10 protein-coding genes and 1 tRNA gene are annotated in these 14,103 nt (G+C 68.0%); 4 read left to right on the top strand and 7 right to left on the bottom strand.

Going from position 1 to position 14,103, the window contains the following annotated elements:
- Positions 1-29: 29 nt before the first annotated feature.
- The gene (gene grpE, locus HARCEL1_RS05055) at positions 30-704 is read left to right on the top strand and encodes a nucleotide exchange factor GrpE (RefSeq protein WP_108381488.1); all 675 of its coding nucleotides are present in this window, start codon (positions 30-32) and stop codon (positions 702-704) included.
- 9 nt (positions 705-713) lie between these two features.
- Here the strand turns inward: grpE and HARCEL1_RS05050 are convergent, their stop codons facing one another.
- From HARCEL1_RS05050 to HARCEL1_RS05030, 5 genes are all read right to left on the bottom strand, one after another.
- Entirely contained in the window at positions 714-1,151 is a 438-nt protein-coding gene (locus tag HARCEL1_RS05050) for a transcription elongation factor Spt5 (RefSeq protein WP_108381487.1), read from the bottom strand.
- Between the two features lies 1 nt (position 1,152).
- Positions 1,153-1,323: a protein translocase SEC61 complex subunit gamma gene (locus tag HARCEL1_RS05045; protein ID WP_108381486.1), complete on the bottom strand. Its 171-nt coding sequence runs from the start codon at positions 1,321-1,323 to the stop codon at positions 1,153-1,155.
- A 20-nt stretch (positions 1,324-1,343) separates the two neighbouring features.
- The gene (locus tag HARCEL1_RS05040) at positions 1,344-3,038 is read right to left on the bottom strand and encodes a glycosyl hydrolase family 18 protein (protein WP_108381485.1); all 1,695 of its coding nucleotides are present in this window, start codon (positions 3,036-3,038) and stop codon (positions 1,344-1,346) included.
- A 142-nt stretch (positions 3,039-3,180) separates the two neighbouring features.
- Positions 3,181-4,344 carry a cell division protein FtsZ gene (gene ftsZ, locus HARCEL1_RS05035; protein ID WP_108381484.1) on the bottom strand — a complete coding sequence of 388 codons (1,164 nt, stop codon included), beginning with the start codon at positions 4,342-4,344 and terminating at the stop codon, positions 3,181-3,183.
- Positions 4,345-4,516: 172 nt separating this feature from the next.
- Positions 4,517-5,797, bottom strand: a complete 1,281-nt coding sequence (locus HARCEL1_RS05030; RefSeq protein WP_108381483.1) for a D-aminoacyl-tRNA deacylase — start codon at positions 5,795-5,797, stop codon at positions 4,517-4,519.
- An 89-nt stretch (positions 5,798-5,886) separates the two neighbouring features.
- On the opposite strand from HARCEL1_RS05030, the gene HARCEL1_RS05025 reads away from it, so the two are divergent.
- From HARCEL1_RS05025 to HARCEL1_RS05010, 3 genes are all read left to right on the top strand, one after another.
- The gene (locus HARCEL1_RS05025) at positions 5,887-6,474 is read left to right on the top strand and encodes an FxsA family protein (RefSeq protein ID WP_108381482.1); all 588 of its coding nucleotides are present in this window, start codon (positions 5,887-5,889) and stop codon (positions 6,472-6,474) included.
- Between the two features lie 67 nt (positions 6,475-6,541).
- Positions 6,542-6,615 (top strand) — tRNA-Ile (locus HARCEL1_RS05020).
- A 499-nt stretch (positions 6,616-7,114) separates the two neighbouring features.
- Positions 7,115-7,537 carry a DUF3054 domain-containing protein gene (locus tag HARCEL1_RS05010; protein WP_108381480.1) on the top strand — a complete coding sequence of 141 codons (423 nt, stop codon included), beginning with the start codon at positions 7,115-7,117 and terminating at the stop codon, positions 7,535-7,537.
- Positions 7,538-7,544: 7 nt separating this feature from the next.
- Here HARCEL1_RS05010 and HARCEL1_RS05005 read toward each other — a convergent pair whose 3' ends face one another.
- Positions 7,545-12,095, bottom strand: coding sequence for a glycoside hydrolase family 15 protein (locus HARCEL1_RS05005; protein WP_108381479.1), 4,551 nt, complete (start codon positions 12,093-12,095; stop codon positions 7,545-7,547).
- A 54-nt stretch (positions 12,096-12,149) separates the two neighbouring features.
- On the bottom strand, positions 12,150-14,081 hold the full coding sequence (gene malA / locus HARCEL1_RS05000; RefSeq protein ID WP_108381478.1) for an alpha-amylase MalA: 1,932 nt from the start codon (positions 14,079-14,081) through the stop codon (positions 12,150-12,152).
- Positions 14,082-14,103: the final 22 nt, after the last annotated feature.

Here is a 14,103-nt window from a genome sequence, read left to right as displayed (position 1 = left end):
TTTTGAGCCCAAAGCGGCTCACTTCGTGTATGACCGATCAGGAGTCAGTAACGCCCGAGGACCAGCCAGCGGACGACGACAGTGAGCCGGCAGACGCCGACGAGGCGACCGAGCCAGACGACAGCCAGGAGCGCGACGATCAGATCGAGGAACTCGCCGCCGACCTCGACGAGCGCGACCCCACGGACGTCGCCGCAGAGATCGTCGACCTCCGCGAGACCGTCGCGGATCGTGACGCCGAACTCGCGGACCGCGAGGAGCGCATCGACGACCTGGAGTCCGCACTGAAACACACGAAAGCCGACTTCCAGAACTACAAAAAGCGCGCCAAACGCGACAAAGAGCAGTATCGTGAGCGCGCGACCCGCGACCTGGTGGAGCGTTTGCTCGACGTCCGCGACAACCTCCAGCGCGCGCTCGATCACGGCGACGACCTCGAATCCGGGCTCGAATCCACCCTCCGGCAGTTCGATCAGGTCTTCGAGTCGGAAGGCGTCGAGCGCGTCGATCCCGTACCCGGCGACGCGGTCGACCCCGAGCGCCACGAAGTGCTCGCGACGATCGACGCCGATCAGCCCGGCGGAACGGTCGCAGAAGTCCATCGGGCGGGCTATGTCATGGCCGGGACCGTCCTCCGACCGGCCCAGGTCGCCGTCAGCGAGGACACCGAAGCTGACGAGGATGCCGAAACGACCGACGAATAACAGACTGCTTCAGCGTTCGTCCGAGTCGAGCACGCGAATCTGATCGCCACGCACCGTCACCGGAATCGGGACCGTCGCCTCGTAGAGTTCGACGGTCACCTGGTCTTTGCTCTCGTCGATGCGCTGGACCTGTGCTTTCTCGCCTTTGAACGGCCCGGCGATCAACTCGACGATGTCGCCTTCGGCAATGCCCTCGACGTCGGGTTTCGGTGAGAGGAAGTGTTCGACCTCACCGAGTCCGGACTCGCCGGGGACGACCCCGCGCATGTGGGGGATCTCGTCGCTGATGCGCTCGAAGACCGCCGACTCGTCGGCCTCGACCATGACGTAGGAGGTCAGCGAGTCCGGTGCGAGCGCGGCGTGGATGGTTTCTTCCTCGCGGTTCATGATCATGTCCGCGACGGTCTGTTCCTGACTGGCCGTGGTCTTGACTGCGTAGATCGACATCTTAGGCCCCGGGGATAAACGACATGATCGCGAAGATCAGGAATCCGATCATCCCGACCAGGAGGATGCCCGCGCCGGCGATCTTCGCGACCTGTGAGAACTCCTCCCAGGACGGTGTGCTCGCCAGCTTGAGCACCCGAATGTACGAACTGAGCTCTGTCGGAATCTCCATACCATGTCCACACCGCGCGCTTATTTGTATGCTGTGGAAGGACGATCTGACGTGGTGAGCGCCGCCCGGATCGCCGCGAGCAGTCGCGCCCGCGGATCCTGTCCGAGCGCCCAGACCATCACCCCGCCCGTTCCCGACCGGCGGGCGAAGCGAGCTTTCGCACGAATCGAGCGCTCGTTCTCGTAGCTGATCAGTATCTCCCGGTCGGGAAGATAGAGCGTCGGCGCGGCGGCCGCCTCGTGAAATCGGTACCCGGCCGCAGAGTCGTTGAGTCGCTGTTCGATATCGCGTGCGGTGTAGACCCCGCTCGTCCCGTAGGTGCCGTCGGGCGTTCCCGAAAACGCCTGGCCGACGTGGGCCGTACCGTTCTCGACGCCCGCGAACCCACGCCCGTAGAACGGGACGCCCACCTGAACGCGCTCCATGGGGTACCCGGTGTCTGCGAACGAGCGCGTCGCCTCGCTCACGCTGTCGACCGCCGCGGTCTCCGGTCGGTCGAGCGGGGCGTTATGCCCGGTGGTCTCACTCCAAGGTCCGCCGTAGTCGTAGGTCATCAGATTCACCAGATCGACGTGAGCTTCGAGGCGATCCCATTCGAGTCGGTCGACTTTCTCGGGATCGGCCGAGACGGCGATCGACGTGGTGTACTCACGCCCGTCGGCCTCGCCCGCGCGTTCGAGGTGCTCGTCGAGCGTTTCCATCAACAGCGTGAAGTTGTGGGCGTCGTCGGGGCGGACGGTGTTACCTGGCGCGCCACCGCCGCCGGGGTACTCCCAGTCGACGTCGATGCCGTCGAACTCGTAGGTGCGCATGATGCGGACCGCAGACTCAGCGAACCGCTCGCGGCGTTCGGGCGTCATCGCCGCATCGGAGAACGCCTCGGAATAGCTCCACCCGCCGATCGAGAGCAGCATCGTCGTCTCGGGGTGGGCACGACTCCGATTGCGGAACGCCCTGAGGTTCTGCCGGTCGCCCCAGGAATCGCCCAGCACGACCGTCCCGTTCGATCGGACGTCGAGAAAGGCGTAGTTCAGGTGGGTCACCCGATCGAGCGGCACGTCCGCGGGCCGGTAGTCGCGCTGGTATCGCGACCACGATCGATAGTAGCCGATCACGCGCTGGTCGGCCGATCGCACCGTGATGGTCTCGGTGGTCGTTGCCGTCCGCCCGTCGGCATCACGGACCGTAAGCGTCACCCGCTTCGGACCGGGATCGGTGACCTCGATCGTCGCGGTCTCGCCCGCTCCCACGCGGGACCCGTTCACCCGCCAGGTGTAGGCGTCGATACTGGTCGAGGCAGTCGAGTTCCTGCCGTCGAGCGTGACCGTCGTGCCCGGAGTGACCGACCCCGCGGGATCGAGTGTGGCCCGTGCGACGAGACGGTCGTGTTCGAACAGCGCGAGGACGTCCTGCATATCGACCTGTCCGTCGCCGTCGAAGTCGTACGCCGCGGTGTGATCGACGACGCGTGGATCGTCGGTGTGCTGGAAGAGGAGGTTGACGTCCGGAAATCCCCAGTGGCCGTTGCCGTTCAGATCCTCGTACAGGCCGTCTCCGTCGGGATCGGTCGGTGGAGCGTCCGCGATCGCTGGCGGCCCGGTGGTGTTCGCAGTTCGACCCATCGCCGGGGCCGGCCCGCTCGCGACGACGAGAGCGATTGCGAACGCGAGGACGCCGACCGCTCGCCAGGACCGGAGAGTCCGAGCGTCGACCATAATTCGAGTAGACCACGATGTGAGAAATAGTCGTCGGCAACAGACAGAGATCGAGTCAGTATACTCAGCAATTAAATCGCGTCACAATTTCACCGCGATCGAAGATCGCGTCTCTACTCCACCTCGATTAAAAATCGAGTCACTATTCCACGTAGTCGATATCGTCGGCAACCTGCGTGGCGGCCTCTTCGTCGGCCTGTTCGCTCTGGCCGTAGATCTGCGGGGACTCGACACCGGTGACGACGATCATCGTCTCCATCTTGCCCTCGAAGTCCTGGTTGATCGACGCGCCCCAGATGATGCGCGCATCGGGGTCGATCCGGTCGTAGATCTCCTCGACGACGCCTTCGGCCTCTTCGATCGACATGTCGGGGCCACCGACGACGTTGACGAGCGCGCTGTTCGCGCCGTCGAACTCCACGTCGAGCAGGGGTGATCGGAGCGCCGACCGAATCGAGTCCTGGGCCTTGTTCTCCGAATCACTCTCCCCGAGGCCGATCATCGCGACGCCACCGTTCTCCATGATCGTCCGGACGTCGGCGAAGTCGACGTTGACCAGACCGGGCATCGTGATCAGTTCGGTCATGCCCTTGACCGACCGCATGAGCACGCGATCGCAGATCTTGAACGCGTCCTGCAGCGGCATCGACGGCGCGTAATCGAGCAGGCGGTCGTTCGGGACGACGATGACGGTATCGGAGACCGAGCGGAGACGCTCCAGGCCGGCGTCGGCGTTCGCCCGGCGGCGCTCGCCCTCCGCGGTGAACGGGATCGTCACGATCGAAATCGTGAGCGCGCCCTGTTCCTGAGCGGCCTGGGCGATGACGGGCGCGGCGCCGGTGCCGGTGCCGCCGCCCAGCCCCGCCGTCACGAACACCATATCGGAGCCATCGATCGACTGAGTGATGTCCTCGATGTTCTCCTGGGCGGCCTCCTCACCGATCTTCGGGACCGAGCCAGCGCCGCGCCCGCCGGTGCGCTTGCGCCCGATGAGGATCTTCGAGTCCGCGCGCACCTCGTCGGCCAGGTGCTGGGCGTCGGTGTTGGCGGCGACGAGTTTCGCACCGTGGATGCCCTCCTGCATCATCCGCGTGACGGTGTTCCCGCCGGCCCCGCCGGCCCCGATCACGGTGATCTGGGTTTCGAGTTCACCGACGACGTCCTGGAGTTCGTCGTCGGTCATCATGCCCGAGGACGGCATCTCGTCGCTCGTCGAGTCGTCGGTCGTCGTCTCGACAGGCGGATCGTCGGTCGGTTCCGCCGACTCCTCGGCGTCGTCCATCGCGTCGTCGATGATCGAGTCCATATTTAAACCCACATTGCGGTCCTACCATTATTATTCTTTGCCTTCGTGTGACGAACGTCTGACGGACTCCATCCTGGAGGAAACCCTCTGTTTCAGCGCCGAGGGCCGAGAAATCAAGATCCCTCCGAAAATAATATCCGGATCGTGACCGTTCGATTCGGGGACTTCCCGATCACGACATCAGGTCGATTCGAGTGGTCTCGATCCGGTGGACGGCGTCCGGATCGATCACCTCGTCGTCGACGGTCACCCGTTCCCCGTTCGCGAGGCGGCCGAAGGTCGGGCCCTCTGGGACGCCCATCGCGTGGGCCGCCTCGGGGTCGAACACACGGCGTTCGATCACGACGACCCCGTCCGCGCGGCGAACGTGGGCCTCACGGTCGACGATGTCCAGCAACGGATCGATGGGCAGGCCCGCCGGCCCGACCGCAACCCGGCCGGTCGGTGTGTCGGCCTCGCGTGCAACGGCGACGCAGTGTTCACGAAGGACACGATCGGTCGCCGCGCGATCGATCGACCGCGCGAGTGCGAGCAGGGCGTCGGGAATCCGTTCGACCGACCAGTCGGGAGCGGTCGCCGCCAGGTCGCCAACCAGGAGGCCGTCGTCGATCGAACCGAGGGCGTCTTCGAGCGCGTCGATCCGGTCGAGCGCGACGCCGTCGGCGGCCCGGAGCCAGGTCTCGCCGACGACACGGGTGTCCGTCGCTGCCAGCACCTCGCGCACGGCGGGTCGATCGCCATCGATCACCGCACACCGTGCGTCCGAAGCCGCGACGACGCGTTCGATCACGGCGGGCGTCACCTCCCCGTCGTCGAGCGTCCAGTCCGCCGCGACGTGGCCGACCGACCAGTCGGTCTCGCGCTGGATGCGCTCGAAGCGAGGGACGTAGTGCCCGCCGCCGAAGCCCGCGATCGCGCGATCGGTGGCGACGGCGTCGAGGGCCTCGGGCAGCGCCGCGATCGCGCGGGCGACCGCCCGGGCGGCCTCGTCGTCGGCCCACGCGGCCTCGTCGCTGCCGATCTCGACGAACGTGATCGGCACGCTCACCGCGGTCGGGCCGTGGTGAGTGCACTCCATGCCCACCTCGTAGGCCTCGGGCGCGTGCTCGCTGAGCGTCGTCTGAATCGCGTCGAGGCCCCGGGGATCGGCGGGCGGGAGCGTCGCGGGGTCGCCCCCGTGGTCTGCGCTCGCGACGTTGCCCGGCGGGTGCGCGGTGAGCAATCGCCCCGTCTCGCCGGCGTGTTTCGAGACGACGAGCAACCGATCGATGGGTGGGAAGGCGTCCTCGGGGTGCTCGACGTGGAGATGCAACTCATCGACGGTGCGCATGGCGAACTGGCCGTCCGCGGAGCGGCGATAGTCGTCGACGGTCGTCCAGTCGAGAAGCGTGTCGAGCGCGTCCCGGATGGCGAGTGAGGCCGGATCGCGTTCGCTGGCGAGAATCCCGATCACGCGCGCCCTCGGACGGCGTGGTCCCTAAACTCGTCGGGTCGTCGAATCGCTCGAAAGGTGTTTCAGGACGGCCCCGATAGGATCGATCGATGCGCTGGGCCTACGCGTCAGTCCTGCTGATCCCGCTGATCGACGCACTCCTCCTCGTGCCGATCGCGACCCGGATCGGGTTCGCCCCGACGGTGTTGCTCGTCGTGCTCACGGGGCTGATCGGCATGCTCCTCGTGCGCGCGGAGGGGCGGTACACGATCCGAAAGCTGCGCGATCGCCTCCAGCGCGGGGAGTTGCCCGCCGAGCAGGTCTTCGACGGCGCACTCTTGCTCGTCGCGGCGGCCTTTTTGCTCACGCCGGGTGTCGTCACCGACGCGCTGGGCTTCCTGCTGGTGATCCCGATCACCCGCGGGCCCATCCGCTCGGTGCTCCAGACCTACGTCGTGAGTCCGTACATCGATCGGGAACTCGACGGGTTGCTCTCCGGGCAGATCTACGTCGGCGGCGTCCCCGGCGGGAACCCGGGCGGCCCCGGGGGTCCGGGTCCCGGCCCGGGTCCGGGCGGTCCGGGGCCTGGCGGTCCCGGTCCAGGGCCCGGCCCGGGGCCGTCCGGCGCTGGCGGCCCCGACAGCGACGACGAGTTCGATCCGGACGACGCCACGCCGATCGACTTCGACGACGAGTGATCGCCGGACGGCGACCGAAAGACAACGCTTAAACGATCCCCTACAATACGAAGAAATGCGCTCGCACGGGCCAATAGCTCAGTTAGGTTGAGCGCTCGGCTGATAACCGGGAGGTCCGCGGTTCAAATCCGCGTTGGCCCATTCTCCTGCCGCGTCGCAACGAGGAACGATAGCGACGAGTCCGTCGCAATGGTGAATGGGCCGAGCGGGTTTGAGCCCTGGAAGTCGCAGTGCGCGCAGCGAGCACCGCGAGCGAGCACAACCGTCTTCCTCTGGTTCAAATCCGCGTTGGCCCACTTCATTCGATTTTTCAAACGGCACAGCGACGAAATTGATTCTTAAAGGGCAACTAGAGTAACCCGATACTCCCGATCCAAGACTCTAAATCTCGCCAGTATAAATGGAGATCAAGAATGAACTGGGACGCTGAAATAGAGATGGCGAAAGACGTCGAGGCGAACCCAGAGTTGTACGAAGCGCTGGCCGCCTCGCCCGAAGACGACGAGTAGCCAGTCGGTCAGGGATTGCTCACTCGAAAGACGGGGATAAATTCTCGGACGCACCGGGTGCCAATCACCGCCAGTTCCTCTTCACAGCCGATATCCGTCCCCTCAAGACCCTCTCCCCCTCACCACCGCCAATGCCATTCCTCTCGAACCACGTCGCACGCACCCGACTCACCGCCATCGCCGCGTCGGGCGACCTCACGCTCGTTACGCTGTTCGTCGTCCTTGGCGCGACGATGGGCCACGGCGAGGACCCCGTCGCACAGGGCGGAGACATCGCGATGACGGCGATCAGCTTTCTCACCGGCTGGACGCTCGCCGCGCTCGCCACGCGAGCGTACGCTCCTGGCTGGGCCGAGTCGCTCCCCAGCGTCGCGGGCCGGACCGTGCTCGCGTGGGTCGTCGCGGTCCTCATCGCACTCGCGCTCCGCTCGACGCAGTTCTTCCCCGGCAACGTCGCGCTCTCCTTCGCGCTGGTCGCGACGGGCGTCGGCCTCGCGCTGCTCGGCCCCTGGCGGGTCGGCCTGGCGATCGTCGCCAGGCAGACCGGCGAATAACAGACCCCTACAAACGGAAGCGCTCGACGGTCGTCGTGGCCGCGGTGAGATCGTCCTCGCTCGCGGCGGCGACGATCACCTGGTTCTCGCCGGGATCGACCGGGACCGTGCCCTCGAAGGTCCCGTCTGCGACGGCGAAACTCTGACTCCCGACGGGCGTCGTGACGGCGACGCGAGCGCCGTCGGTCTCGCCCGAGACCACGAGGTCGTTGCCCTGGTGGCGCACGTCGACCCGGAGCGAGGGGCCATCGCGACCGCCGTCGGCGGCCTCGATCGGGTCGTCGGTCGCGAACCGGCCGTCCCGATAGCGCTCGCGGACGATCGCGGGCGTCTCGACGGGTTCGCCCGCGCTGACACCGTGGGCCAGGCGGACGAACTGGGCCATCGACCACGCGAGCGGCGTCGCCGACCCGGTGCCCTCGCCGAATTCCCAGTTGTAGTCGGTCGCGACTTCGCGATCCCAGACCTGCTCGGCGATCATCCGCCCCGAATTGGCGAACTGCTCGATCGCGCGCAGGCAGTCCGCGGCTCCGATGTCGGGGTCGTCGGCGAGGAGTTCGTACTCGCCGCGCTCGCCGGTGAGCAACGGCCAGAGCCGGCCCTTGCCCGAGTGCTCGGGCGACCAGGGCCCGCCTTTGTCGCCGCGCTCGCGCTCGCCGTAGCCGTCGCCGTTGTACCGATAGAACGCGGCGGCGTCGTCGACGTCGACCCGGATGGTCGCGTCGACCTCCGCGACGGAGTTCTCGACGACGGGGTGGTCGGCGGGGCGGATGCCCAACCGCGTGAGTTCGAGAAAGCCCGCGTCGATCACGTCGCGCTCGTCGAGCGTCGGGCCGTCGTTGGCGAGCGTCCGGAGGTGACCCGCGTCGGGGTCGCCGTCGCGGGTGACCCGGACGTAATAGGGCGTCTCACGGTGATGGTCGCTGCCGGTCGTGGTCGCGGTCCACTCCTCGACACGCTCGGCCCAGTGGTCGGCGACGGCGAGCCAGACCAGCGCGTCGGCGTTCCGATCGGTCGTCTCGGCGAGGTGACTCGCACAAACCAGCCCCGCGATCTCGGTCGCGATCGACGAGGGCGAGAAGCCAGCCTCCTCTTCCCAGCGCTCCTGGGCGGTCTCCGGGCCGTTGAGCGCGACGTAGTTCGCCGATCGGCGCACGTTCTCGAACGAATAGTCGGCGTCGTCGAACCCGATGCCAGCCTCGGAGAGTTGATAGGCCATCACCTGCGGGAAGGAGATGTTGTCCATCTGCTCGCCGCCCCACCGCGTGATGCCGTTGACGTAGGTGTTCTGTGGGATGAATCCGGTCTCGGATTGCTGGTACTCGTAGATGTATTCGAGCTGTGAGCGGGCGACGTCGAGCGCGCCGACCGTCTCGAACACCGAGAACACCTGATAGAGGTCGCGCGACCAGACGAAGTTGTAGCCGTACCCCCGTGGTTCGTCGGCGGTGACGGCGACGCCCCAGGGCACCGACGGCGAGGCGATCGACGCGCCCGCGAACGTCTTGTCCCCGACGGCGTGCAGACACATCAGCGCGGTCCGATACTGGGCGGCGAGATCGGGATCGTCAGCGACCGAATCGGGCAGGGTGACGCCGTCGAGTCGCTCGGCCCACGTGGCGTCGTAGGCGTCGACGACGGTGTCGTACCCCCGATCGAGCGCGCCGGTCGCCGCGCCGAGCGCCGCGGCGGTGTCGGCGTGGCGCGCGAAGCCCAGCGCGATCGACTCCGCGACCGCCGTGCCGGTCCCGACGCGGCCGAGCAAGACGACGTTCGCGCCGTCGACGGCGGTCCGGGTCTCGGGCACCTGCCCGTCGCGGAACAGCGCGCGCAACTCCTCGCTGCCCGCCGCGGCGACGGTCGCCCAGTCGAACCGACTCCGGGAGGCCATCGCGACCGCGGCGGAGTAGGCTTCGCCGTCCTCGTCAGCGAGCAGTGGCTCGTCGGCGTCGGCGGTGTAGGCCGTCGGATCCCGGGCCGCGAGATGACGCTGGCCCTTCGATCCGAGTCGAATGCCGCGATCGGCGGCCGCGGAGTTCGTGAGCGCGACGTCTGCGACGGCGTACACCTCGTAGTCGCCGCCGTCGTGAGCCTCGAAGTCGAGGGCGGCGACCAGCGCGTCGTGGGCGGGATCGGTGGCGTACTCGACGGTGAGCGTCCAGTCGTGGTTGGCGTCGGGCGTCGTCTCGAAGACGTGCGCGAACCGCAGCGAGTCGTCGGCGCGCGGTTCGACCTGGCGGTCGAGGTCGTCGTCGGCCCGACGCGTCTCGCGGTGGGTCCGGATCGTCGACTCGTCGTCGACCGATCGAACGAGAAAGTCGAGCGTCCGGAGGTTCATCAGATCGACCCGCGGGAACCGGACCTCGGTGACCGCACCGCGCGTGAGCGTCGCCCACACGCGCGACGGGTCGTCGACCTCGTGGTCGGCGGCCGTCAGCACGCCGAACTTCTCGCCGGTCGTCCACGTCGGGCGCTCGGCGGGGCCTTCGATCTCGGCGGTCGAGGGGAGTGCGTCCGCTGCATCGAGCACGGCAGTCGTGTGCAGACGGAGCGCGTGCGACCAGCCCAGCGGACTCGCGCTGTCGGGGGTGCCGTCGTCGAAGACCTGCTCGGCAAGATAGCCCGCGTCGGTGGTCAACGGCCCGTCCGGACCGAGCAGTGCGTACAGTTCGCCCGCCCGCTCCAGCAGGCCACTCCCGTCGGCGTCGCGCTGTTCGAACGCCGTCCCCAGGCGGGCACTCGCGAGCGCGGCCCAGGCCGTCGCGACCGACCAGATCTTCGGCTCCGTCTGCTCGGCGCGTCGCCAGCGGTCGTCCTCGTAGCGGACGAGGCCCTCGACAGGCCCGTCGGGGTCGCGATACAGCGTCTCGATCACCGTCTCGACGTGCGAGCGGAGGCGATCGAGGAGCCGCTGGTCGACGATCGTGCCCTCGACGGCGTCGTACGCGAGGACGGCCTCGACGAGCGCGACGCTCGCGGCGTCGATCCGGCCGTCGGGCTCTCCGTCGATCAACGCCATCACGTACGCCTCCCGATCGGGATCCCACAGCTGGTCGATCCCTTCGAGGACGGTCTCGGCGATGGTGAGCGCGCGCTCGCGCATCGGCTGGCGGATCGGCGCGTCCGCGACCAGCGAGAGCGCGCGCAGCGTCTCGGCGGCGGTGTGACAGAACTGCCCGACCGAGTCCTCCCAGACGTTCTGACACGGCGCGGGCAGGCCGTTGTCTGCGAGGTCGCGCTCGATGGCGTCGACGGCGTCGACGATCGTCTCGCGAATGTCGACGGTCAGCGACTCGTCGAGGTGGCCGTGGCGCTCGTCGAGGACGGTCGCGAGGAAGGCCGTGACCGACGCGGTCTGGTCGGCCTGATATTCGACGGAGTCGTCGTTACGCTCGACGTTGGCGTTGGCCCACCCCGGCGCGAGCGACCCGTCGACCGCCCAGACGCGGTGGGGCCAGGTGCCGTCGGGCAACTGATTCCGACAGTGGAATTTCGCGCTGCGCTCGGCCGCGCCGGTGACCGCCAGGCCGAACCGATCGCCCGCCGCGAGGAGGTGCGTCGCGACGGCGGCGTCGTCGCGGAACCAGACGTAGCCATACCCCCCGGAGTTCGCGAAAAAGGTGTCGAACTCGGGGGCGGCGATGTGCCCGCCAGAGCGCACGCTCAGCAGATCGAGCACGCGGACGTCCGACCGGACGAGATCAGAGCGCGGGACGGACTCCGGGACGGAGACGACCGTCCGGTCGCGCGCGGCGGCCCGGAGCGACTCGGCGCTGTCGTGATCGATCGCACACCGGCGAAGGTCTGCGAGCGCAGTGCCGCGCGTGATCTCGCCGTGATCGGAGAGTTGACTCACGAGCGTCGTCCGCGAGCCACGCCCGGCGCGTTCGAGCGGCGCGGTCACGACGAAATCGCCGGTCAGACGGGTCTGGTCGTAGGTGCGAATGTCGTCACCGCGCGGGAACTCGACGGGGTCGTCGTCGAGCAGTTCGTCGAACTGCTCGGGGCGTTGCCCGCGGACCGAATCCAGCCCCGTCGACGCCGCGAGATAGTCGTGTTCGGTCCGGTGATACACCTCCAGGGCCTGCGTGCCGCCCGGCCCGCCGTCGTCGTGGATCAGCGCGCCGACACCGCCTTCCTTGCCTTCGGGCGCCATCGTGACGAACGCGACCAGGCGGGCGTCTGGCGGGACCGACCCCCGGAGTTCGACGTGGGTGACGTGGGCCCGCCCGAGCGTCAGATCGTACTGGTGGACGGTGTACGATCCGGCGTCGTACTCGGTCTCGACCAGTCGGGTGTCGCGATAGTAGTGCTGGCGGATGGTGTCCAGGTCGGCAAACCAGTGGACGCCGTCCGCCGTCTCGATGCCGAGCTGTGAGCGATCGATCCCGTACAGCCCCGACAGCGGGGAGGAGTAGTCCCGGATCGAGCCGTGGGGGTCGACGTGGACCAGTCGGTCGTCGAACCCCGAGAACGATCCCCGGGTGGTCCGCGATTCCTCGGGGAACCGGTCGTGCCGGGACCGCTTGTATTCGTTGAGGGCCGTCGTCAGCCGCATACCTGACTCAAGCGCAAGCCAGGCAATAAACCCCCGACCGACGCGGATATTGTCTCAGTCGAGGCGGGATCGATCGGCGGGCAGGACCGCGACCCGCTCGACGACCAGCCCGTCGGGCGTTCCGATCCGCTCGTCGGTGACCGCATCGTGGTCGCTGGCGGCCGCCGGGACCGTCACCGTCGCCGCGTCCTCACCGAAGTTGAGCACGACGACACTGGCCGCGTCGTCGGTGACACGGGCGAACGCGGTGACCCGGTCCGGCCAGCCGTCCGCGACGGTGTACGCGACGCGCCGGCAGTCCGCCCGCGCCGACAGGGCAGGATCGGTGCTCCGAACGTCGGCCAGCGACCGGACGAACTCCCGCAGCGGTTCGTCGGCGTGAGCCCACGCCAGATCGTCGCGCTTGCCGCGCTGGCCGAACTCCTGGCCGGCATACAGCAGTGGCGACCCGGGCAAGGTGAACAACGCGCCCGCCGCCGCCATCGCGGACTCGCGGCCACAGTCGACGATGTAGCGGGACTCGTCGTGGTTCTCGGCGTACAGCATGAACCCCGCGTGCGGCGGGAACCCGATCTCCGCGCGCTCGTCGATCGCCCCCAGAAGGGCATCAGCGTCCTCGCCGTTGCCCACCCGCCGGAGCGCGGCGTAGGTCGTCGAGTCGAAGTGCATGTCGAAACAGCCGTCCTGGAAGTCCGGGATGTACGGGATCGTCTCGTCCAGGAGGAGAAACTCCGCATCGAGTGCTTTCACCCGGTCGTGGACCTCCTTCCAGAACGAATCGGGCACCGCCCACGCCATGTCGATGCGGAAGCCATCGACCAGCGGCGCCCACTCGTCGACCGCGTCGAGCATGTGTCTGCGGACGCGCAGCTTCGAGAAGTCGACGTTCGCGATGTACTCCCAGTCGAAGTACGTCTCTGGCTCGCCCGGCCCACGCCACTCGTAAAACTCGTGGTGGGCGCTGTCGGGGTCGCCGACGGCGGCCTGATAGTACGGGTGATCGCGCGCGGTGTGATTGCAGACCAGGTCGAACAGGACGCGCAGATCGCGCTCGTGGGCCGCCTCGATCAGGCGCTCGTAGTCCTCGCGCGTGCCCAGATCCTCGGCGATCGCGAAGAAGTCCGTGATGTTGTAGCCGTGGGGCGCGTGGTCGTTCTCCAGGACGGGCGTGAGCCAGAGGGTGTCGACGCCGAGCGACTGGATGTAGTCGAGTCGATCGACGATCGCGTCGAACACCGACCGCTCGCCCGCCGCGTGGCCCTCGCCGTCCGCGGCGGCGTCCTGGCCCGGGAACGTCCGGACGTAGATCTCGTAGATCTGGGCGTCGACGGCCCACTCGGGCGGGTCGTACGGCCGGTCGATCGTGACCGCCTCGTCCGACACCTCGATCTCGATCGCATCGGGGACGCTGTAGCCAGCGCCGCCGACTGCGCTGGCGGAGATCCGCACGCGGTCGTCGATCGCGGCGATCGGAATCGCTATCTCGCGCCCGTCGACGTCGAGGAGGCGGCGGTCGATCGAATCGCGATCGTCGACGAGGAAGGCCACGTCGAGGTCGGCGGGCGACTCCTCGCCCGCGGGGTTGGGCAGCGCCGCGGCGTGGACGACGACCCGGTCGTCCTCGACGTGCCCGTCGAGGTGAACGCGCGGACGACCGCCGGGGTCACGATCGGCCGCTTCGGGGGCGCTGTAGGCAGGCGATCCGGACTCGCCCGACCGTTCGCCCTCGACGAGGCCCGTACTGGCCTCGGGGCCGAAGACGTGGATCGTCTGATCGTGCGTGCCGTCGGGGGCGTCGAGGTGGGCGACGTAGGTCCCCGAGACGTCGGGCGTGAACTGTTCGACCGGGTCGGTGCCGACGCTGACCGCCGAGTCGTCGGGCGTCGTCAGCGACCAGCGATAGGTCGCGTCGGGATCGGGATCGCGTGGGGCGAGGTCGATCGTCTCGCCCGCAGCGATGAATCGCGGTGGTCCGGGATGGTGCATCTACTCGAACCAGAGGGCGGGG

It is taken from the genome of Halococcoides cellulosivorans, assembly GCF_003058365.1.
GTDB lineage: Archaea > Halobacteriota > Halobacteria > Halobacteriales > Haloarculaceae > Halococcoides > Halococcoides cellulosivorans.
Note: the sequence above shows the minus strand (reverse complement) of the source record. Positions and strands in the feature narration are given on the sequence as shown.